A 21749-nucleotide genomic window follows, 5' to 3' on the forward strand; every position below is an offset into this window, starting at 1 on the left:
ACCTATTTGCGTTTGTCGTAATAACGGCCGTCACTTGTCGTTTGATGATACGGATTGAAATACGTATTATGGTAGATTCGTTTTTTCTTAAGCGTTTTTATTTCATTTCGGATACCATCCTGAATCCGCTTCACTTCGCCGGTAATCAGGCGGTCCATCGCGGCCACCTGCTGAAGCAGCGTTTTTTCTTCTTCGGAAAAAGGCGGCTTTATGCCCGCAAGCATCTCCTCCCTTTTCTCCGTAAATGCCGTAACGCTGCTGATAAGACTGTCGCTTTCCGGGGCGTCCTTCAGCGCAGCGTACATGTTCTTCGTTTCGTTATACAAAGCAAAGACATTGCTGTTCATCAGGCAAGGCCGCCCGCGCCATGGCTGTTTTTCCGTTCACTCTGCATGGCCTGCTTCCACGTGTCGCGAAATTCAGTAACGAGTTTTTCCGCTTCATCTAAAAATTCTCCGTTATTCTGCACGTTCGCGTCGATCAGCCGGCGGCGGATGTAATCATAAATGGATGACATCTGTTCAGAAATCTCAATCTCCCGGTTTAACGTGATGCTGAGCTCTTGAATGATGTTTTGCGCCTTTACGATATTTTCATTTTTGGCTTCAAGGTTGTTTTGCTTCATCGCCTGCCTTGCCAGCTTAATGAATCGCAGGCAGCCGTTATAAAGCATAAGGGTCAGCTCTTCCGGAGCGGCTGTAAAGACGGATGTCTGCTGATAAGCAGCAAAAGGATTATTTATTGCCATTTTTATAAAACCTCCAAGGTTATGATGTTGAAGATCCTAACATTGACGTGAGATATGAAGATTGGCTGTTCAATTTCTCCAATGCCGTATCCAGTGCGCTGAACTTTTTATAATATCTCGTTTCGATATCATCCAGCTTCGTTTTCATATTGGAAATATTTGTTTCTATTTCATTCAGGCTTTTTCCGATGGCAAAGCTGGTTGATACCGAGCTTTCCGTACCCGCCTGTTTTGAAATTTGAGTCTGCATTTTGTTTAATGTGTCTTTTAATCTCCGGGCAATCCCCTGTTCCTCCGGGTTTTTGGTTTTCGCTGTATCAGGGCTGTCTGCATTAAACAGTTTAGCCACGAGAGAAGGGTTCTCGGTAATTTTCTGTTTCAGTTTCGCTTCGTCTTTAATGACAAGCTTTCCTTGATCCGTATAACTATCAGACGTCTCAATTCCGAAATCGGCAAGCTGATATTTTTTCCCGTCAATCGTAACCGTTGAGTACAGATCAAGCCGCATCTCCGCCAAACCGTTCTGCAGCGTGCTGTCGCTCCGTAATAAACCGCTTTTGGCTTTTGCCTCCCACTGCTCAATCTGCTTATCGGTCATCGCTTCTCTTTGTTCATCGGTTAGCGGCTTATAATCGCGGTATTTTGATTCTGTCACCTTCGCGTTTGCGCTTTTAATTAACGTATTGTATTTATCAACGAAATCTTTAATGTTGTCAAAAATCCCGTCCGTATCAGTCGTGCTGTTAATCGTAACCGTTTTATTGCTGTCCGTCACGCTGTTCAGCGTGTATTTGATGCCGTTGATCGTAAAGTTATTGGACGTTTTTGTCATTTCAAGCCCGTTGAACGTAAACTTCGCATTTTTCCCTTCGGCATTGGCCGTCAGTTCATTTGTCGCATCATCAACGGCAAAACCGAGCTGATCTTTCAGAAAGCTTTTGGTTGCGTCATCACCTGCGGCAAGGGTAAATCCTTCCCCCGTTTTATTGGAAGTTAACGCGATCGTATCCACATAATCCGTGCCATTAGAGATTTTCTCTTTTAAAGCCGTCACCCCAAGGCCTGAGCTGTTCAGTTTAGAAATGACATCGTCAATCGTATCTGTTGCGGCGATCGTGACGTTTACCTCAGTCGGCTTCGTTTCACCCGGATTTGTGACATTGAATTTCAATGTTTGGCTCTGACCTGAAGTGAAATTGATGGCGCCCGATGATTTATATGTCGTCGGCGTGGCCAGCTGCTGTACAGACATACTCGTTGAAATATTTTGCTCAGCACTGACGGCCGCCGCGCTGACACTGGAATCCGAACTTGTTACTGTTTTTTTATTCCAGTTTGTGGACATCAGCATATTATTAAATGTAGTAGAATACATGTCGGCAATCTGGGTATTCATTTCCCGATAAGCATCACGCTTCCATTCAAGCGTCTGTTTTTGCTGATTTAATTTATTAAGCGGCTGCTTTTCGGCATCCATTAGTTTTTTCACCAGAGAATCTACATCAAGACCGGAATTAAGGCCTGTGATTCTTGTGACCATATGTACCCTCTCCTTTTCGGCGTTTAGTCGTAGACGGCTCTATGACAACAGTGAGTTTCCGACTGTTTATCATATCACAGCTCCATAAATGTATGATCTTATTCTTATATCGGTCATATTAAAAGGTTTTCAATAATTTAACTGCAAAATATAATGTTTCATTTTGTCAATAGGGTTCTTTGGCTTGCTGAAGGGGGAGATAGCTGAAGAAATAAAAAAAAGACCCTGGAGAACCAGGATCTTTCCGTCATTAACCTTTCAGCAATTGAAGAACTTGCTGAGGCTGTTGGTTAGCTTGCGCAAGCATAGCTTGAGAAGCCTGAGTAAGGATGTTGTTTTTCGTGTACTCCATCATCTCAGAAGCCATGTCTACGTCACGGATACGTGATTCAGCAGAAGTCAGGTTCTCAGAAGAAGTACCAAGGTTGTTGATTGTGTGCTCTAAACGGTTTTGAACCGCACCAAGTTTAGCGCGCTCGCTAGATACTGTGTCGATAGCTGTTTTGATTGTTGTAAGAGCTGAAGACGCAGCTTTAGCTGAAGAAGAGATGTCGATACCTTTTGTTACTTTAGAATCTGCAGCTAATTTTTCAGATGCAATAACTTTACCGCCCGCATCGTAATATCCAGCAGCTTTTGTTACTTCACCAGTAGTGCCGTCTTTTTCTTCATCCGCCCAAGTAGCAGTGCTTCCGTCAGCTGCTGTAAGTGTATTTTGATCATCGGATACTGTATAAGTCGTACCAACTTTCAGGCTTTCAGAGTCCATTTTATTGATAGACAGGCTCATTGTTTGGCCTTCGTTAGCTCCGATTTGGAACGTAAGGTTTTGCGCAGTTCCGTCAAGAAGTTTTTTCGTATTGAACTCAGTGTCAGTAGAGATTCTTGTTACTTCAGACGCTAATTGGTCCATCTCTTTTTGAAGCTCAGAACGGTCAGAATCTGTGTTTGTATCGTTTGCCGCCTGTGTAGCAAGCTCGCTCATACGCTGAAGAATGCTGTGAGTTTCGTTCAATGCCCCCTCAGATGTTTGGATAAGAGAGATTCCGTCTTGAGCGTTTTTAGACGCCATGTCTAAACCGCGGATTTGAGAACGCATTTTTTCAGAGATCGCAAGACCCGCAGCGTCATCACCAGCACGGTTGATGCGAAGACCTGAAGATAATTTTTCCATGTTTTTTGCAGCAGAGTTTGAACCTGCATTCAGCTGACGGCTAGTGTTAAGAGCCGCGATATTGTGGTTGATTCTCATTTTGTATTTCCTCCCTGAATTGTTTTTCGCACGTCCTTGTGCATTTGCGCAGCGTCATTCTGAAGAAAATTTTCCCTCTCATTGGCTACACTATATATATCGGATGGCCGCTTCTATTGTTTATATTGAAAATAAAAAAATCCTCACTTTTTTTGTGAGGATAGGTTAAGTAATAAATCAGTATTAAAAGATACGGCTCTGTTGTTCTCTTCCAGGATCGACAAGTAGATTTCTTTCCGGTGAATATCTACATGCTGAGGCGCTTCAATTCCCAGCTTCACTTGTTCTCCTTCGATGGCGATCACCTTTATTTCAATATCCGGCCCGATCTGAATGGACTCATTCACTTTTCTTGAGAGAACTAGCATGATCCTCCTCCTATCAGATGTTTTGTTTCATAGGAAGCATCATGTAAAATGATTTGTTTCGCCTTCATTTCCTTTTTATTGACGATAATCGGCGCTTTTAAATTGGCGGTCGTGTTTTCAAAAGGCTCTTCCAGCGTTAAAATCGCCATCACTTCGACGTCCTCTATATCTTCAATGTGCAAAAGTTCAAGCGTCGCATGGTCAATGTCAAATTCGTACCCTTTAAAGAAAATAAACGGACTGGCGACAATAAAGGCGATGTGCTCCTGTTTGACAGACTGCAGCGCCAAAAACGGTGAATCTTCCGACAAAGGAAGAACAACAAATTGAGTCTCGTCATTAAATCCCGGCAGGCCGTTTTCAAATGAGATAATCTGCCCTTCGTCTATTCTGATTTCTCCGTGATATTTTGTTTTAATTATCATGCTTCACAATCCTTTACCACTTTCATCTTTTATTCTGCGTTGCCATCGTCAACCGAAATCGTCACCTTAGGGTCTTGCATCATATCAATCTGAACTTTCCCCGGCGTATAATTCCATACAGGTTTATTGACGGCTGCTTCAATTGAAGGTTTGCGGGCTTCAATATCAATCGTAAGCTTTGAAGGAATGCAGTCAATGTCGACGAGAAACTGCGCAGGCAGAAAGTCGCTGAATTCGCCGAATGGATCGGGCGGTCTGACATCTGCTGCCTGCCGGGCCATCACATTGCCCGTTTTCTTTTCGATAGCCGCCATTTCCTTCCCTTCCCTGACTGTTTTGGCGATAAACTCGCTGCAGGCTTCCGCACCTTTTTGAGCGGCTTCAGCGTTCAGCTTTTCAAATGATTTGAGATTCAAGTTCTCCCACGCCCTCGTCTGGTCAATCGTCAGTTTGGCCGGCGTGCTTTCAATGTTCAGCTCTGCCGGCGGCTGCTCGATTTCCAGGTCAGCGGGCGGCTGTTCCATCTCGATTTCTTCCTTTTGAAAGGTTATACCGATTTTAGCAGGCACACTGTCAATAATCAATCTCGGTATCTGCACAGAGATCCCCCCTGTTTATAGTATTTTAGTAAAAAAAGCGATCTCCCTGGTGTGAGTCGCTTTTTTATATATTGAAGACGGTCAGTTATATTATTTCAGAAAGTCAATCAGTGACGGCTGAATGATATTCGCATTCACTGACAGCGCTGCTCTATGAACCGTCTGTTGAGATAAATAATCAACAATTACATCTTCCATTTCTACATCTTCATTATCCGACAATACTTTTTCAGCGGTTGCCGCTTGTGATTCCAATCTTGTCTGAATGAGTTCCAATCGGTTTGTGCGTGCGCCGATATTGGATTTTTCAGCATTCATTTTATCAGTAAAACCGTCAATATCTGACAGAATTTGATCTGAATCTGCTTCGGACAGCGTGCCTTTGCTTAAAGAAGCTTCTAAGGAGTTGAGAAATTCAAATACATTATCTCCATTTTGTGCGACGCCTCCGAAAGCTGAGTTTGGATCAGAATTCACTTTAAGCACTGCTCCGTTTGAGATGTTGATGTTAACATCCGAAGCACCGGTATAATTCTCATAGTTGTACGTATATGTGCCGTCGGCATTTTCAGTGATCGGCGGGACGTCAGAATTTGTTCCGTTAAACAGATAACGTCCGTTTACCTGAGTATTCGCGACAGAAACGAGCTGCTTTTTCAGCTGGCCGATTTCTGTACCGATTGCTTTCAATTCTGTTTCACCGTTCGAATCGCTTTTAGCCTGAACCATCAAGTCCCGGATTTTCCCCATAATATCCGTTTCCGAGTTTACGCTTGATTCCGAGTTTTCCAGCCATGTAAAACCTTGCGAAACATTCCGCTGATACTGGTTTACCTGCGCAAGCTGAGTACGGTACTGCATTCCCTTCATTGCAACGACCGGATCATCAGAAGCTTTCGTGATTTTTTTCCCCGTAGATACTTGCTGCTGAAGCCGATCGAGCTTATCATAACTTGAGCCGATAAATCGAAGAGAATTTTTTGCGATCATCCCTTGAGTTACTCTCATTTACTTATCTCCTATCTTCCTCCGGTGCCCATACCGTTAATAATTTTATCGAATATTTCATCCTGCATCGTTATGATCCGCGCAGCCGCATTATAAGCGTGCTGAAACTGAATCATATTTGTCATTTCTTCATCTAAAGAAACTGCACTGACTGATTGTCTCCGTTCATCGGCTGAAAGGGTGTTGCTTTCAGAGTTGTTCATAAGATTGGCCGCTTTTTGTGAATTAACGCCCAGCTTTCCGATAAGGGATTCATAAAAGTCATTAATTGTAGTGGTTTCACCGTTAATAGTCAGCTTGCTGTTCTGTACGGCTGCAAGATTTGTCGCGTTTGTGCCGTCACTTTTTTCTCCGTTTAACGACGCTGCGATATTATCAGTAGACGCAAGAATTTTGTCACTGACTTTTATTTTCGCTGCCGCACCTTTTGCCGGCACCGCTTCATCACCGCTGAAATCAAAAAATGCTGCACCCTGTTCGCCTGTATAGGTCTTCCCTTTTTCATGAACTGCATTAAACGCGTCAGCAAAGGATAGCGCCATATTGTCAAGAGCCGTCAGCATTTCAGGATAAAGACCTTTTTCTTCTCCATTTGACATATAGCCGTATGATTCAATAAGACCTAAAAGTGAGCCTTTACCGGTAAATGCATCCGCATTGACCGTACTGCTGCCGACTGACACACTCGACACGAGGCCGCTGTCCTTGTCGTAGTTGATTTTCATTTCTGAAACTGTTTTTGTGTTACCGTCGAGCAGCGTACCGAGAGAATTGTTGTTCCCGTTCAGCAATTCGACGTTAACCGTGCCCTCAGCAGTCGCCAAGGCATGTCCGCCCGACTTATTATATGAAACTTTTATATTTGCCATAGAAGATAATTGATCAATTAATCTGTCTCTTTGGTCATACAAATCATTAGGGAGCATACCGCTCGGCTCAACTGCCGCTATTTGATTGTTAAGGTCATTCAGCTGATTGAGAATGGAATTGACCTGATCCGCTGTGTTATCCAGGTTCTTTTTAATATCACCCTGAATGTTAGTCAAAGAGGTAGATATATAGTTAAAACTTTCGGCAAGAGATTTCCCCTGCTCCTGCAAAACTGAGCGCGCTCCCGTATTTTCCGGATTCGTCGCCAGATCCTGAAGGGCATTCCAAAACGAACTGAGCGATCCGTTTAATCCGTTATCGTCAAGCTCTTTCATGACGCCTTCCATTTGCGACAATGAATTGGAACGGGCTGTATAGTACCCTAATTTTGTATTTTCAGTTCTGTACTGATAGTCTAAAAAACTGTCTCTGACGCGCTCAACTGAACCGGCTTTTACTCCTGTTCCGATTTGGCCGGCCGTCAGATCACTGTTTTTTGATACTGCGGGATAAGGGCTCGTCGATTGTAATGTGACGCGCTGCCTCGTATATCCTTCTGTATTTGCATTTGCAACGTTATTTGAAACTGTGCTCAATGCAGTCTGCTGCGCACTCAATGCACGCCTTGCTGTTTCGAGCCCCATAAAAGTCGATGGCATTGAAAATCCTCCGTTCTAAGCTTTTGAATCGAATAATGTCAAACGGCTGACAGGCTTGCGCGCCGCTTGCGGCTCTTTATAATTCATATTCTCTTTTTCACCCGGCATGATCATATCGAATGCCCCGGAGATGAATTGTAAAGCCTGAATCGTGAGCTGTTTGTTCATCTCATTCACTTCTTTCAGACGGTCAAGAAGCGCAGACAAAGAGTGAAATAACCCTTCAAGCTCCTGTTTTTCACTGCCTGAAGTTCTGGAGATGCATGCAGCAATTGTATTGTCCTCACCGCGGCTGAGAAACTGAGAAGTTAACCTGATTCGTTCTTCCTCAGTCTGTCCGATTGCCTGAATATACTTTTGCTCTTTGGTCAATATGTTGGAGAGCTCTTTTGTTTTACCTGCTTTCAGCGCTTCCGTTTTCTCCTCAGACAGCGTGAGCAGATGTTCATGCAGTGCGCAAAGTCGCCTCAGTTGATCAATAATTGGCTTTGCTGACATTGGCTTTCTCCTTTTTATTGCTTTTTATAGAAATTCACTATATTTTCAGCGATGCTGTTTGAATCTATTTTATATGTTCCGCTCTCTATATCCGCTTTAAGCTGAGCGATTTTTTCCTGACGTGTTTTAGTGACCGCATCTGACGCATTTTGAAGCTCTTTTGCATGAGAAGAAATTTCCACTTTGTCCTTCGGCTTTGCAGCCTCTTTTTGTACGGCTTGCTTTTCGTAATTTTTTTGGTATGGATTAACGGATTGTGTTCCGTACTGATTGATTTTCATAGGATTCCTCTCGCTTTCTGTTCGCAGTCTAATTCTTTTATCGACTGCGTTATCAGTTAGTTTAGGGAATCAGGTGTTTTTGGTATTATAGGCATAGTATGTGTCTTTTGCACTGTTTTTTTCATCGAATTCAGCGGCTGTTTTTTGGTTCATATGGTCTAATTGCGACTCAATATCTGTCTGACAGGACTTGCAAAATTTCCCCGTCCTGATTGGATTTCCGCACCTTTCGCAAGGATATGCCAAATTCGGAAGCTGGCTGATCTGAATCCTTTTTTGTTTGATAAACTTGAGGATCAGCTCTTCATCCACACCTGTTTCCTCAGTGATCTGCTGCATCGTCGACTGTCTGTTGATCTGCTTTCTCAAAAATTTATAGACGGTTTCAAATGCTTTTTCTTCTTCTTTAATACATGCCTGGCACACGGTCTGCAGGTTCGTTTTAAAAAATAAAGCATTGCATTTTGGACAATTCGCCAATTCACCCATCGTATTAACTCCTATTCCTTCTTTAATCTGCCTTATATTTCTATCAATTATATCGGCAGAAAAAAAGAATGATTTAGCTCCTGATTAAAGTAAAAGAGGAGACCGATGACGCTTTACCCGCTGTCAGCAGGACTTCGGCGGCTTGATGCAGTGTGGCGCCCGTCGTATAAATATCGTCTATTAAGATGACGTTCATACCTTCGGCGGAGTTTTCGGCTGCTGAAAACTTTTTTTCTGCGGACAGCCTTTCTGTTTTGCTCTTTTTGGATTGTTTTTCATTGTTTAGTCGGATGAGGGGGAAAATGACGGGCATTCCGAGCAGAGAGGCCAGCAGCTCGGATTGATTGAATCCGCGTTCCGCCAGCCGTTCGCCGCTCAGCGGAATAGGGATGAGAGTATGTGTATTTGATGGATATGCCGCTTTAAAGCCGGCAGCAAAGTCACGTTCAAATGCTTGAATGATTTTCGCATCACCCCTGAATTTAAACCGGGCCAATGAGTCCTTCATCGCATCATTATACAAATATACCGAACGGTTTTGCCGCAGCAAAAAGCGCTTTTCCGTTTTTGATTCCCGGGCCGCACAATCAGCGCATTTTTCATTTGACTCCCGAGGCCTCCCGCATATACTGCATACGGGGCCTTCAATTTTTTCGAATTGGCTGCTGCATATGCTGCATACCTCTTGCCCCGGCGCCAGAGAAAACAGAGATCTCCAAGTCAATGAACTTGAAATTGGTGAGTCACACAATAAACAATTCAGAGATATTACGCTCCTTCCCGAGTTTCACAGAACTCGCTTGGATTAACCGAAACAATCGCCGCTGATTCAGCCAGAATGACAAGCAGCGCCGTATTTTTCTGTTTATCAACTATCTCTGCTTTTGCATAAGCAACTTTCTTTTTATCTGTAACATATGCCGGTTCAGCCCGGTTTAGTGAAAGTGCCAGTACATCATTTTTGCATACCCGGCATGTGCATTTCATATGAAGCTTAGGCATATGGCGGTCGAGAAGTTCCTTTAATATGATTTCTTTACAATTGACAAGCATGCTGACAGCTCCTCATAGGAAAGTATGAGTATACTGTATCACGTTTTCTGAAATTAACTAGTCCAACAATTTACTTTTTTGTGCCAATTTGTTCATATGTTCTATATGTTTTTTTGCTTTTTTCATTCCGTTTGTAATTCCGAAATGAAACATGACGACATCACCGCTGAAATGTTTATAATGCCTTCCCGTTCTGCCCGCGATCTGCACGAGCGCGCTCTCGGTAAAGATAGGTGCTTCTGCGCCGAGGACACATGTCTGAACTTTGGGCACGGTAACCCCTCTTTCTAAAACCGTAGTCGTTACCAGCAGGTCAAGCCGGCCGTCTCTGAACCGTTTCACTTTATCCTTTCTGAATGTGTCTTCCGCATGTACGCCTTCTGCCCGTATGTTTAATTTCCGAAAATAATCCGTTGTCTTTTTCAATACATGTACAGACGGAACGAATAAGAAAACCGGCAGCTGTAATTGAAGTTTTTGGCGGACCCAATCCGTTACAGAGCGCGGCAGTTTTCCTTTCTGAAGCTTCTTCTTCCAATTTCCGCACCACAAAAAACGCGGCTCCGGGAGGGGTTTCCGATGATATCTGGCCGGTATGCGGACGCTTTTCAGCAAACCGGCTTCAGCCTTCTTTTTTAATGTGTCTGAAGGAGTCGCCGTTACATAAACAAGGGCGCTGTTTTTCTTCCTCGCTTTATCAACAGCGAATCTTAATGTCTCATCGGCTGAAAAAGGAAACGCATCTACTTCATCTATTATCATGACATCAAAAATGTCTCGATAGCGCATCAGCTGGTGAGCGGTTGAAATCATCAGCGGAGTCAAGCGGCCTTTGTCTTCGCTGCCGCCGTACAAAGCAGAAACTTCGACTTTCTCAAATGCTTTTTTCAGTCTCGGCAGCAGTTCAAGTACGACATCTGTACGCGGAGTCGCGACACAGACGCGCAAACCGTGATTCAGCGCAAACTCGATACCCGGAAACAGCATCTCTGTTTTCCCTGATCCGCAAACCGCCCATACTAAAAGCTCTTGTCTCTCTTTTATCGCATCTGTAAGCGCGGCGGCCGCCCGCTTCTGTCCGTCTGTCAGTGTTCCTTCCCAAGAAAGCTTTACAAGCTCCCAGCTGTTTTCAGGGGCTTGATTCCAATAATATAATGATGTCAGTTCATCAGCCCTTCCCATCATGACACAGGCACGGCAATAGGTAATCTGCCTTTTGGCAGAGGGCGCCCAAAATGCCGCAAAGCTGGCTTGATCAGACTGACCGCATCGTTGGCAGACGTAACGGTTTTTCCGGCGGATGATTGACGGCTCGGCCGTTATATATTCTTTTTCTGTAAAACGCTTGATGCGATGATCTGAAAACGGTATCTCAGATCTCAATAAATGCCGGCCGTAAAAGAAATCCCGCACCTCTGAAAATTCTGAAGCACCTTCGGACATCTCCCTGCCTCCTTTCTGCTCAAAGTATGCCTGCCGGGAATTTTTTTGTCGAATCACGAAAACTTAATAATAAAAAAATCTCCGCCCTTGAAAACGGAGATTTTCACTTAGTTTTTAAAGCACCAGCCGATTCCGATGGCGCCTTCGCCCAAATGGGTTCCGATCACGGCACCGAAATAGCTGTTATAGAATTCGACATGAGGATATTTACCGCTTAACTCCTGTATAATATCCGCCGCTTCTTCTTCCCTGTTTGCATGGATGACAGCGGCCCGCATCGGGATTCCTTTACTTGCATCCTCCCCAAACAGCTCAAAAATTCTCGAAATCGCTTTTTTGCGTGTCCGAATCTTCTCAAAAGGAACAATTACCTTATTGTCAAAATGAAGAATAGGCTTTACCTTTAACAGACCGCCGATAAAAGCCTGAGCACTGCTTAGACGCCCGCCCCGCTGGAGGTGTGATAAATCGTCCACCATAAAATACGCACGGACTGTTTTTTTCATTTCTTCCAGCTCTTTTATAATCTCTTCCGGTGAGTCAACACCGTCTTTAATGAGCTGTGCTGCCTTTAATGCATAAAAACCTTGTGCCAAACAGCTGATCTCTGAATCAAAGGGATAAACTTTAATATGATCAACCATAGTGTTTGCCGAGGCGGCGCTGTTATAAGTTCCGCTGATTCCGCTGGACAAATGTATGCTTATGACTGCATCATATGTTTTGCCCAGTTCTTCGTACAATGCGATTAATTCACCGAAAGAAGGCTGGGACGTAGTCGGCAGCTCATCATGATTTTTTACTTCTTTATAAAAACTTCTCCAGTCGAGTTCTGTTTCTTCGCGGAATGTTTTTTCACCGAAAACCACTTGGAGAGGAATCATATGAATATGATGTTCTTCTCTCATCTCTTTCGGAATATATGCTGTACTGTCTGTTACAACTGCAATCTTCATCACTTTACCTGCCTTATTAAGTACTTAATAAGTATTTTAATAGATATGCAGCTGTAAAAAAAGACTTGCCATAACAGGCAAGTCTTCTCACACATGACTAACGCATCTCTACCCAGCCGTTTTTAATGGCTACGACAACGGCTTGTGTCCGGTCATTAACGTTCATTTTTTGCAAAATATTACTCACGTGATTTTTCACTGTTTTCTCACTGATAAACAATGATTCACCGATTCCGCGGTTGCTTTTTCCGTCTGCAAGCATTTGCAGCACTTCACATTCCCGTCTCGTTAATATATGTAATGGTCTCCGGATTTCCGGGTAAACCTCATGCTGAGGATGAGCAGAAACTCCGCTTGTCGCAAGACGGCGGAATTCGTTGACAAGATTGTGGGTTACTTTCGGGTGAAGGTAAGAACCACCCTCGGCTACCACTTTCACTGCTTCGATTAAAGTATCTGCGTCCATCTCTTTCAGGAGATAGCCTCTTGCACCTGTTTTTAAAGCATGAGTCACATAGTTTTCATCATCATGGATGGAGAGGATAATCACCTTAGATTCAGGGTACAGCTCAACAAGCTGTTTAGTAGCCTCTACTCCATTTACATTCGGCATATTGATGTCCATTATGACAACATCGGGATGATAATGCTCGACGATTCGAGCCGCCTCATCTCCATCGTCACCTTCTGCTACCACTTCAAAGGTAGGTTCAAAATCCAATATTCTTTTTACACCCTCACGGAATAGTTGATGGTCGTCGATAATAACAATATTTACTTTAGTCACACGCTACGCCTCCTTATCCTATTGTTCTATATACGCCGCTGTTCGGTCAATATGTCTTTTGGCTCTATTTAACAAATTATAGGCCGAGAGATAACGGAACCTTAATCATGATAAATGTCCCAAGACCTATTTTAGAGTCTATCGTTATCGTTCCTTCAAGCAGATCTACTCTTTCTTTCATTCCCAGCAAGCCGAATGACTTGTTTTTCTTTTGTTTAGCATCCTTAATATCAAAGCCTTTTCCATTATCCTTAATGATGAGAACGACAAAATCAGCGGTTACTTCCACTTTTACTGTAATTTCCTCTGATTCTGAATGCTTGAGTGCATTTGTGACGGCTTCCTGAGCGAGACGGAAAAGCGCCACTTCAAATTGCGGGGCAAGCCTTTGGTTCTCCGTGTCTCCGATGCACTGAAAATGTATTTTCACCTTTCCGTTGTATTCTTCAGTTGTATAAAGATATTTTCTCAGTGTCGGAATCAGCCCGAGATCGTCCAATGCCATCGGTCTTAAATCATATATAATCCTTCTGACTTCGTAAAGGGCATTCCGCACATTCTGCCGCAGATTTCTGATTTCCTGAAATCCGTCCTCCGTGCCGCGGTCGCGGAAGATCCGTTCAATTAATTCCGATCTCATCATGACATTTGCCAGCATTTGCGCGGGACCGTCATGAATTTCTCTGGAAACTCTTTTTCTTTCTTCCTCTTGGGCTTCAATGATTCTTAAACCGAAATCTTGTTTAGCCTGCGCATCGGCAAGAAGAAGCCCTACTTGGCGAAGGTCTTGATTCAGGTAATTCAGAACGACGGTTATTTGGCTGACCAATGATTCTGACCGTTCAATGATTTCCTGAAGACCTAAAAGCCGGCGTTCTAAATCATCTCTGCGCTCCCGCAGCTGCTTTTCACGCTGTTGGATCATCGTCAGTTCCACTTGAAGTTTGTGCGCCTTTTCATAGGCGTTGCGAATTTCTTCTTCGCTGAACTTATGGAAATTTCTGCTTACTTCAGACAAGCGGTTTCGTGCGTGCCGCGTATGAACTTCAAGTTTGTCGCCCAGCTCAATGACTTCGTAGACCTGCTGTTTGATCTGTTTGAGTTCTTCAACCAGCTGCTCATATTGCTGGCGCGACTGCTCTCCGATTTGAAAAACCTCGTCCTTACTCCCGTCCACGGTTTTCAGCATTTTCATAAGTATAGAATCCAAAACTTTGGAGTCCATCTTCGATTTATTCATCTGTCTCCCTCCGTAACGGTGTTGTTATGTATTTTTATTATAAATGTAATTGAACTGCAATTTATGTCGAATTATAATGAAAGAATGCGTATATTCTAGAAAAAAACATTTTTATATAGTATCTTACTCTTTCATGATACCAAAATATGCGCAAAAATTCTAAAGTCTGTTCGAATTTGTAGAAACAAGTCTTTTAATGCTTGTCAGGAGGGTCCAGCAATCATGCTGCACAGCTATTTAACAGTTAAAGAAACGGGTGAACATGAGATTGTGATTGAAAAATCGCGTTTTATCTGTCACCTGAGCCGTGCTGCTTCTGAAGAGGAAGCGCAGGAATTTATACAAAAGATAAAAAAACAGCACTGGAATGCGACTCATAACTGCTCAGCTTATCTGATCGGCGAAACCGACCATATACAAAAGGCGAATGATGACGGAGAACCAAGCGGCACAGCCGGCGTCCCCATGCTGGAAGTGCTGAAAAAACGCGGTCTGAAAGATACCTGCGCGGTGGTTACCCGGTATTTCGGCGGAATAAAGCTCGGTGCAGGCGGATTGATTCGTGCATATGGGAAGTCAGTGTCTGAAGGCTTAAATCATATAGGAGTTACGGAGCGGAAGCTGATGCGGATTATGCATACATCAGCGGATTATACGTGGCTCGGCAAGATAGAGAACGAACTGAGAGAATCAGTTTTTTTACTGAAAGATATCCATTATGCGGATCATGTCGAATTTGAAACGTACGTTGAAGAAAAAGACAAAGACGAGTTTATAAAATGGATGACAGAGCTGACGAACGGCAAGAGTAAGAATACAGAGGGAGAACTGACGTATTTAGAAACAGACGTCAGCCCTAAAGGAGACTAATGTAATGGCTGAACGTGTAAGAGTGCGTGTTCGAAAGAAAAAGAAAAGCAAACGAAAGATCATATTCAAACGGATTTTGCTGCTGCTTACCCTCGTTTTGTTAGTCGCTGCCGGGTTTGGCGGATACAAAGTATACAAAACGATCAATGCGGCAGATAATGCATATGATGCCCTTTCCCGCGGAGACAAATCAAAACTTCGGGATAAAGTCATCGATATGAAGAAAAAACCGTTCTCCATTTTGTTTATGGGGATCGAAAATTATGCCACAAGCGGAAAAGGCGGACGATCAGACTCTCTTATTGTCGTTACCCTTGATCCGAGAAATAAAACAATGAAAATGCTGAGTATTCCGCGTGATACGCGGGTGACGCTTGCCGGCGATACAACCGGTAAAAAATCAAAAATCAATGCGGCTTTTGCTAAAGGCGGGGCGGATGAAACCGTCTCAACCGTCGAAGACTTATTAGGCATACCGATTGATAAGTATGTCACTGTCGATTTTAACGGCTTTAAGGATGTTATTGATGAAGTCGGCGGAGTCAATGTAAAAGTGCCTTTTGACTTCGACGAGATGAGTGACGTCAGTAAAAAGAAACGGATCTACTTCAAGAAAGGAAACATGCATTTGAACGGTGAGCAGGCTCTGGCTTACGCACGCATGAGAAAGCAGGATAAACGCGGAGACTTCGGCCGTAATGACCGCCAAAAGCAAATCCTAAATGCACTGATCGACCAAATGTCTAAGGCTGGAAATATTGCTAAAATCGATAAAATCGCTGAAACAGCGAGCAATAATGTACAAACGAATATCCGAATCACTGAAGGACTCGCCCTTCAGCAGATTTACAGCGGCTTTACCAGCAAAAAGATTGATACACTGACCATAACAGGATCAGATTTATATTTAGGCGGCGGCGGAACCGCGTCTACAGGCGGAACATATTATTTCCAGCCCGATCCGACCAATCTCGAAAAAGTACGGCAGGAATTGCAGAAACATCTGGATTACCCATCCGGAAGCAGCACGGGAACAGACAGCACGACTGATTCAACTTCTGACAGCACAGGAACAAGCGGCACAACCGATTCAACCAACGGCACTGCTGGTGCAAACGGTACGGACAGCACACAGTCCGGCGGCACAACAGGCTATTAAGAGTAAACCCGATCCTTTGAGCAGGATCGGGTTTTTTTATATAATAAGAGAATAGCAGAATCCACAAAAAAGCAGACCATTCGCATGATCTGCTCTTTTTAATTTTTCTTTACCAATCTCTTGTAAAACTTGGTAAATGGTTTAAATTGTTCATTTACTAACCCTGTGACCTCTGCTATGATTTGCATAAATACAATCAATACAAAAATAATAAACAGCGAAAGCCATATGGTCGCGCTTTTCAGCAGGATGGCACTGACGCTGAAAATAAAGCCGATTAAATAAATGATAATGACAGCCGTGCGGTGTGACAGCCCGAAGGCCATCAGCCGGTGGTGTATATGTGACTTATCAGGCGCTGAGATCGGCTGTTTGTTTAAAATCCGCCTGATGACGGCGAATGTCGTATCAAAAATCGGCACGCCCAAAATGATGATCGGAATGATGATACTGAATAAAGTAACACTTTTATAAAGACCTAATAATGAGAGTACTGAGATGACGTATCCGAGAAAGAGCGATCCGGTATCTCCCATAAATATCTTTGCCGGGTGAAAATTATAAAATAAAAATCCGAGTGTGCTTCCTATCACGACAAGTGAAAGTGACAGAATAAGGATTTTCCCTCCGGACAACGCCATAACGGCGATAGTGGAGAGTCCGATGACCGACAGGCCGGCAGCGAGTCCGTCCAAACCGTCAATCAGGTTCATCGCGTTCGTAATACCGACGATCCATAACACAGTCAGCGGGTAAGCGACCCATCCCAATTCTAAACGTTCCGTTAAAAACGGTACGGAGAAAAAGTCCATTTTCAGTCCCGTGCTCACAATCATAATGGCCACGGCCAGCTGGACGAAAAACTTTACCTTTGCGCTTAATTGGTATTTATCATCAAGGATTCCTAAAATAACAATAATAAACGCACCCACCGTGATGGCGGTCATTTTCGTTTCATTATATATGCCGGCCGCGAGCACACCCGCCGCTACGCCGATAAAGATGGCCAAGCCGCCCATACGGGGCATTATTTTATCATGTACTTTTCGGTTGCTGGGCTGGTCAACTGCACCTATTTTGATCGCAATTTTTTTTACGATAGGAGTTAGGATTAAAACCGTTAGCAGAGAGACAAAAAACGCAACAACTATGCGAAACATGCGTTCGTCAAGCATAAAGAAGTCTCCTTTGGAATTATATGAAGTCTTTTCTGATATTGAACCGTTCCTTCCATTATAATTCTTACTAGTTATTATAACAAGCATCATCAAAAAGAAACACGCAAATCAAAAAATGCGCTTTCCCTTTTAATGGGATTGCGCATTTTTCAATATACCCGTGCATTCGAGCATTCGGCCGAATAAAACATTCCAATCCCGTCTCCGGGCCAATTCACGGCGCAAAGCCTCATATGATCCGCTGCGGTCCGCTGCCAGAAGCGCGTCGCAGGCCGCGATGAAATCTGCGGGGTCACTCCCTTCAACGTATTCATAGACGAAAGCCCTTTTGATTTTTGACGTAGAAGAAAGGTTGCAGCCGACAACCGGTTTCCCGGCGGCTAAAAATTCAAAAAGCTTAAGCGGAAATACCGCATCATTATAAGGGGAATTTTTATACGGCATGATGCCGATGTCGACAAGCTGCATATAGGACGGCACTTCATTCGGGGCGGCAGGTCCCGTCCAGATGACATTCGGACGCTCCAGAAGCGACTTGAAATCCGAATCGTCCTGAGCCGTGTTCGGGCCTACCAATAAAATCGTCCAGTCAGGCCTCACATCTGCCGTTTTCGCCAGAAGCGCAAAATCGAGCTTCGGTTTGATTCCGCCGATAAAACCGAGAACCGTTCCGTTCCGTCCCCGTAAAATGTCTTCATCCGGCTGTTTATTTTCCCGTGAAAACAGGTCATATTCCACACCGTTTTCAATGGTGAACACTTTCTGGTGCGGATTCTCCAGCTTTTTTCCGACCTCCTGGTGCAGACAGTCAGATGTACATGTAATGGAATCGGCACGCTGAATGATTCTCATTTCCGCCTGTTTAATGATGTTGCTTCTAACATTTGACAGCACTCCGGACCGGCCGCTGATCGGAGCGGCCCACAGATCACTGCAATCGTAAATCACTTCATCCCAAGGAAACAGATCTGCCAGCAGCGGAAAACCGGGGAAGGTGTACCATAAGCAGCAGCGGGCCCCTTCTCCTTCTTCCTTCAGCACGTTCACCAATGGTGAAAGCTTATGCCTGTAGCACATGTCTGTATACCTGCCGAAGCGGAAAGCTTTTTGCTGCATGAGATCCTTTACAGTGAACTGCCGGATTCCCTCGGCGATCCCGGCCATCTGACCATCATTGGCTCGCGGAGACGGGCATACCCAAATGACGCTTTTCGTTTCTTTTTGCCGGGCGAGAAATTCAGCCAGCCGGTGCCGTCTGTATCTCAGCCGGTCATGCCCCCATTCCGCCGCTCCGACGATTACGTGAATAATCGGTTCCACCTTCATCACCCAGCTCCTCTGACGCCTACAGTCTTTTCAAGACCGCGTTTTTCGCATATTGCATAAAACACCACGAAGCCTTGATAAAATGCAGGCGCTCAATTTCTCTATAAACAAACCACGTTTTTTTTGCGGCTTTCCACTTGTTGCTTGAAATCGAATTCTGCACAAGCCTGTATTCTGAAAGGCACTCATTCAGGCCGTAAGCCGTAAATCCCCTTTTCAGCAGGGAAAGCCATGTCGCTAAATCCTGCCGCGTTCTGATATCAGGCATTTGAATCTGCCCCGTCTGCTCTCTGTCAATCATGACCGTTAAACAGCCGATAATCGTGTTTTTTAAAGCTTCATCATATGACAGGCTTTGAGGGGCTTGAATCGTTTTGTCCGTCGGCGTTCCGTCCTGCTCCATGACGCTGTAGCCCGTAAATGAAAAAGCACAGGACCGCTCTGCCATAAACGCAAGCTGTTTTTGAAGCTTTTCCTTTTTCCATCTGTCATCGCTGTCCAGAAATGCGACATAACGGCCCTTGGCATGTTTAAGGGCTGTATTTCTGGCAGCCGCGGCTCCCCCGTTTTTCTCTAAATAAACGACGCGGATCCGCTCATCCTTTTGTTCATATTGCCGTAAAATATCTCTCGTTCCGTCCGTTGAACAATCATCCGCAATAATCATTTCCCAATGCGGGTGGCTTTGATGTAAAACGGACTGAATCGTGTCTTCGATATATTCACTTGCGTTATAAGACGGTGTAATGACAGATACGAAAGGTTTCCAGTTTGTCATGGTCACATCTCCATCGCGATTTTTACAAGGACTCTCTAAAAAACTCAGGAATGACAATGAACATAAATGCAACTGCAATGCCGATTAAAACGCCCAGAACCGCTTTCTTTTTCGGCGGCATGCCTTGTCCCGCCGTTTCATTCATCGGCTCTGAATTGATGACGCCGGCCGCTTTCAGGTTCAGCTGCGTATTTTTCAATTCGTATAAAAATCGTTCCTTATCCACTTTGGCGTCCGCACTGACGGTTTCTCCTTCAAGCGCAGCAATACTCTGCCGCACTACTTTTGCCCGTTTTTCAAACAGATCCTGATCATTCTTCAGAAAAGTTTTTATGACGGCTTGAAACACCGATTCGGTCTCCTGTTTGTTTTGGCCGCTGTAGCTGACCGTGATCAATGAATCTGATTGTGTTTCGACAGTCAGTTTACTTTTCACGGCCGCTCTTTCTTCATCTGTTTTATCAGGCAGAGCCTGCTTTAAAAAGGCATCGCTCGTCAAAAGGAGCGGGATTTCTTTTGTATTATTATAAAGCGGATGATCATAATTTCCCGCGGCGATCGCGGCTTCTGATGTAAAACTGCTGCTTCCGCTGATTTTTGACGGCAATATATATCCCGCCGCCCCTAACACAACGGGCAGCGCAATGATCCAAATGATATTCTTTTTGATACGCCGGGTTATTCTTGTCAACATATCCTTCATCTCGCATCTCCCTGTTTTTCATAGTACGCCGTGACGGCAGGCTCCTTTTGTAAACGCCTCAATATATTGACCGCCGCGATCACGAGCGAGAGAAATACCCAGTGGAAAAATAAATTTGATACGGAGCTTGGGCTGATGCTGCTTACCAAAAAACCGGCCATCGCCGTGATAAGTCCTTCTGTGATCAGTCTTGACTGATTTTCCAATTTTCTTTCATGACATTTATAAAGTGTCCAAAAAAGGAACAAATAGACTGTCAGGTAACCGAGCATCGTAAGCACGCCGAAGTTCGCCATAATCTCGACGAGCCAGTTGTGCACCTCAACTACGCCGCCCGTATCATAAACGGGCTCCGCTTTTAAATAGTAAGAGACGTTTCCGGCACCCACTCCGAACCCCCAGGAATCAATCACATAGTGAAAGGCGTTCTTTAAAAGATTCGCCCTCGCGAGGTTGGAAGGAAGCGGTTGCTGTCCCGGCATCGCCTGCGGAGCTGAAAACAGATTCAAGACGGCATTGGTGATACGGTCCGCAAATAAAACCGCAAACAGCGCCGCACCCGCTCCCGCAACGTACAGCGCGAGTTTTTTCAACAGGGAAGGCAGCAGGATGAAGACGTATACAGCCGCCCCCGCGCATATGCCCAGCAGACTCGCGCGCGAACCGGTCAAAATGATTAAATACAAAGCGCAGATCGCAAAGAGCAGGCTGACGGCCTTCACATAGCCGTTTTTCATATTTTTCACCGCCGCCGCATACAGAAAGAAACTGATGCACAAAAACGTCGCGAAATCATTTTGATTAAAGAAAACGGACGTCGGATAATGCTGTTTGTACTGCGGGCCGTTATAAAGCGTGGAGCTCGGCAGATGGTGGTGTGTAAAATGATTGTAAAAGCCGATCGCCATCACAAAAATGGTCATCACAAGCCATATGCCGTAAAAAACCATCAGCTGATCAAAGCGCTGAATGAACATGACAATAAGATAAATCAGAAACATGCCCATTCCCATTAAAGCTAAATATTTAATCCCGTACGTCACGGATTTTGCCCACAATAACGATAGGAGACCGTATGTAAACCATAAGGCGAAAAACATCAGAACCCCTTTTACATTCACCCGATTCCATCTGTCAATATGATGACGGTTTGTCAGGATGCCGGCGATGTGAAGGGCGCCCGCTCCGATTAATAACAGCCGGTATATAAATAAGCTGAAAAATCCGAGATGGACCGCAAAGAAGGCCTGGTTTAAAAATGTACACGCGATCAGTATGTAAATGAGCCCCATAAACATCTGACCGTTTGTTGTAAAGGCGGATAGCAAAGCAAGTCCGGCAATGCCGATCATGGCGGCAAGCAGCAGCACGGTGATTTTTCCGAAGCCGGCATCCGCCCTGACCGCCTCCAGCATGATGAATCCTCCTGTAATGAGAGCGGCAAGCAGCACAAGAACATGTGCCGCTGAACGTTTGATACTCACATGGCAAACCCCTTTCCAAAACCGGCAGCCGAGCC

General features: G+C 44.5%; 25 protein-coding genes. 2 read left to right on the forward strand and 23 right to left on the reverse strand.

Features of this window, described 5'->3' with window-relative positions; translation table 11 throughout:
- Positions 1–2: 2 nt before the first annotated feature.
- From fliT to degS, 18 genes are all read right to left on the reverse strand, one after another.
- The gene (gene fliT / locus J6600_RS16610) at positions 3–347 is read right to left on the reverse strand and encodes a flagella biosynthesis regulatory protein FliT (RefSeq protein ID WP_014419003.1); all 345 of its coding nucleotides are present in this window, start codon (positions 345–347) and stop codon (positions 3–5) included.
- Positions 347–748 carry a flagellar export chaperone FliS gene (fliS, locus tag J6600_RS16615; RefSeq protein WP_003151407.1) on the reverse strand — a complete coding sequence of 134 codons (402 nt, stop codon included), beginning with the start codon at positions 746–748 and terminating at the stop codon, positions 347–349. Before fliS ends, fliT begins: the two co-directional genes overlap by 1 nt.
- A 19-nt stretch (positions 749–767) precedes the next feature.
- Entirely contained in the window at positions 768–2288 is a 1521-nt protein-coding gene (locus tag J6600_RS16620; RefSeq protein WP_209387640.1) for a flagellar hook-associated protein 2, read from the reverse strand.
- Positions 2289–2538: 250 nt separating this feature from the next.
- Positions 2539–3540 carry a flagellin N-terminal helical domain-containing protein gene (locus J6600_RS16625; RefSeq protein ID WP_014419005.1) on the reverse strand — a complete coding sequence of 334 codons (1002 nt, stop codon included), beginning with the start codon at positions 3538–3540 and terminating at the stop codon, positions 2539–2541.
- 143 nt (positions 3541–3683) lie between these two features.
- Positions 3684–3908 (reverse strand): carbon storage regulator CsrA, encoded by a 225-nt coding sequence (gene csrA, locus J6600_RS16630; protein WP_003151402.1) that lies wholly within the window; start codon positions 3906–3908, stop codon positions 3684–3686.
- A complete protein-coding gene (gene fliW, locus J6600_RS16635; protein WP_007407475.1) occupies positions 3902–4333 on the reverse strand; it encodes a flagellar assembly protein FliW in 432 nt (143 codons plus the stop codon). The genes csrA and fliW overlap by 7 nt, the downstream gene beginning before the upstream one ends.
- A 29-nt stretch (positions 4334–4362) precedes the next feature.
- Positions 4363–4932: a DUF6470 family protein gene (locus J6600_RS16640; protein WP_190664619.1), complete on the reverse strand. Its 570-nt coding sequence runs from the start codon at positions 4930–4932 to the stop codon at positions 4363–4365.
- Between the two features lie 90 nt (positions 4933–5022).
- Positions 5023–5940, reverse strand: a complete 918-nt coding sequence (gene flgL / locus J6600_RS16645; RefSeq protein ID WP_007407477.1) for a flagellar hook-associated protein FlgL — start codon at positions 5938–5940, stop codon at positions 5023–5025.
- A gap of 11 nt (positions 5941–5951) precedes the next feature.
- On the reverse strand, positions 5952–7469 hold the full coding sequence (gene flgK, locus J6600_RS16650) for a flagellar hook-associated protein FlgK (RefSeq protein WP_014419008.1): 1518 nt from the start codon (positions 7467–7469) through the stop codon (positions 5952–5954).
- Positions 7470–7484: 15 nt separating this feature from the next.
- Positions 7485–7967, reverse strand: a complete 483-nt coding sequence (locus J6600_RS16655; RefSeq protein WP_022553865.1) for a flagellar protein FlgN — start codon at positions 7965–7967, stop codon at positions 7485–7487.
- A 14-nt stretch (positions 7968–7981) separates the two neighbouring features.
- On the reverse strand, positions 7982–8248 hold the full coding sequence (gene flgM / locus J6600_RS16660; RefSeq protein WP_003151393.1) for a flagellar biosynthesis anti-sigma factor FlgM: 267 nt from the start codon (positions 8246–8248) through the stop codon (positions 7982–7984).
- A 69-nt stretch (positions 8249–8317) separates the two neighbouring features.
- Positions 8318–8737 (reverse strand): TIGR03826 family flagellar region protein, encoded by a 420-nt coding sequence (locus tag J6600_RS16665; protein WP_209387641.1) that lies wholly within the window; start codon positions 8735–8737, stop codon positions 8318–8320.
- Between the two features lie 73 nt (positions 8738–8810).
- The gene (locus J6600_RS16670; RefSeq protein ID WP_209388365.1) at positions 8811–9500 is read right to left on the reverse strand and encodes a phosphoribosyltransferase family protein; all 690 of its coding nucleotides are present in this window, start codon (positions 9498–9500) and stop codon (positions 8811–8813) included.
- A gap of 5 nt (positions 9501–9505) precedes the next feature.
- Positions 9506–9790 (reverse strand): late competence protein ComFB, encoded by a 285-nt coding sequence (gene comFB / locus J6600_RS16675; protein WP_209387642.1) that lies wholly within the window; start codon positions 9788–9790, stop codon positions 9506–9508.
- Positions 9791–9847: 57 nt separating this feature from the next.
- Positions 9848–11233 carry an ATP-dependent helicase ComFA gene (locus tag J6600_RS16680; protein ID WP_209387643.1) on the reverse strand — a complete coding sequence of 462 codons (1386 nt, stop codon included), beginning with the start codon at positions 11231–11233 and terminating at the stop codon, positions 9848–9850.
- Positions 11234–11340: 107 nt separating this feature from the next.
- Complete coding sequence (locus J6600_RS16685; protein WP_003151387.1) at positions 11341–12189, reverse strand: DegV family protein; 849 nt, start codon at positions 12187–12189, stop codon at positions 11341–11343.
- 97 nt (positions 12190–12286) lie between these two features.
- Positions 12287–12976, reverse strand: a complete 690-nt coding sequence (gene degU / locus J6600_RS16690; protein WP_003219701.1) for a two-component system response regulator DegU — start codon at positions 12974–12976, stop codon at positions 12287–12289.
- A 76-nt stretch (positions 12977–13052) separates the two neighbouring features.
- The gene (gene degS, locus J6600_RS16695; protein WP_007407484.1) at positions 13053–14216 is read right to left on the reverse strand and encodes a two-component sensor histidine kinase DegS; all 1164 of its coding nucleotides are present in this window, start codon (positions 14214–14216) and stop codon (positions 13053–13055) included.
- A gap of 222 nt (positions 14217–14438) precedes the next feature.
- On the opposite strand from degS, the gene J6600_RS16700 reads away from it, so the two are divergent.
- Both J6600_RS16700 and J6600_RS16705 read left to right on the forward strand, forming a co-directional pair.
- Positions 14439–15086, forward strand: a complete 648-nt coding sequence (locus J6600_RS16700) for a YigZ family protein (protein ID WP_007614107.1) — start codon at positions 14439–14441, stop codon at positions 15084–15086.
- A 4-nt stretch (positions 15087–15090) separates the two neighbouring features.
- Positions 15091–16245: an LCP family protein gene (locus tag J6600_RS16705; RefSeq protein ID WP_209387644.1), complete on the forward strand. Its 1155-nt coding sequence runs from the start codon at positions 15091–15093 to the stop codon at positions 16243–16245.
- A 98-nt stretch (positions 16246–16343) separates the two neighbouring features.
- On the opposite strand, the gene J6600_RS16710 is transcribed toward J6600_RS16705, so the two are convergent.
- The 5 genes from J6600_RS16710 to tuaE form a co-directional block, all read right to left on the reverse strand.
- Positions 16344–17420: a glycosyltransferase family 4 protein gene (locus J6600_RS16710; RefSeq protein WP_003151382.1), complete on the reverse strand. Its 1077-nt coding sequence runs from the start codon at positions 17418–17420 to the stop codon at positions 16344–16346.
- 132 nt (positions 17421–17552) lie between these two features.
- Complete coding sequence (tuaH, locus tag J6600_RS16715; protein WP_209387645.1) at positions 17553–18749, reverse strand: teichuronic acid biosynthesis protein TuaH; 1197 nt, start codon at positions 18747–18749, stop codon at positions 17553–17555.
- A 19-nt stretch (positions 18750–18768) separates the two neighbouring features.
- Positions 18769–19527, reverse strand: coding sequence for a teichuronic acid biosynthesis protein TuaG (gene tuaG, locus J6600_RS16720; protein WP_209387646.1), 759 nt, complete (start codon positions 19525–19527; stop codon positions 18769–18771).
- Between the two features lie 22 nt (positions 19528–19549).
- Positions 19550–20230, reverse strand: a complete 681-nt coding sequence (gene tuaF, locus J6600_RS16725; protein WP_209387647.1) for a teichuronic acid biosynthesis protein TuaF — start codon at positions 20228–20230, stop codon at positions 19550–19552.
- Positions 20227–21714, reverse strand: coding sequence for a teichuronic acid biosynthesis protein TuaE (gene tuaE, locus J6600_RS16730; RefSeq protein ID WP_209387648.1), 1488 nt, complete (start codon positions 21712–21714; stop codon positions 20227–20229). The genes tuaF and tuaE overlap by 4 nt, the downstream gene beginning before the upstream one ends.
- Between the last annotated feature and the right edge of the window lie 35 nt (positions 21715–21749).

Origin of the sequence: Bacillus sp. LJBV19, from assembly GCF_017797845.1 — a bacterium.
GTDB lineage: Bacteria > Bacillota > Bacilli > Bacillales > Bacillaceae > Bacillus > Bacillus velezensis.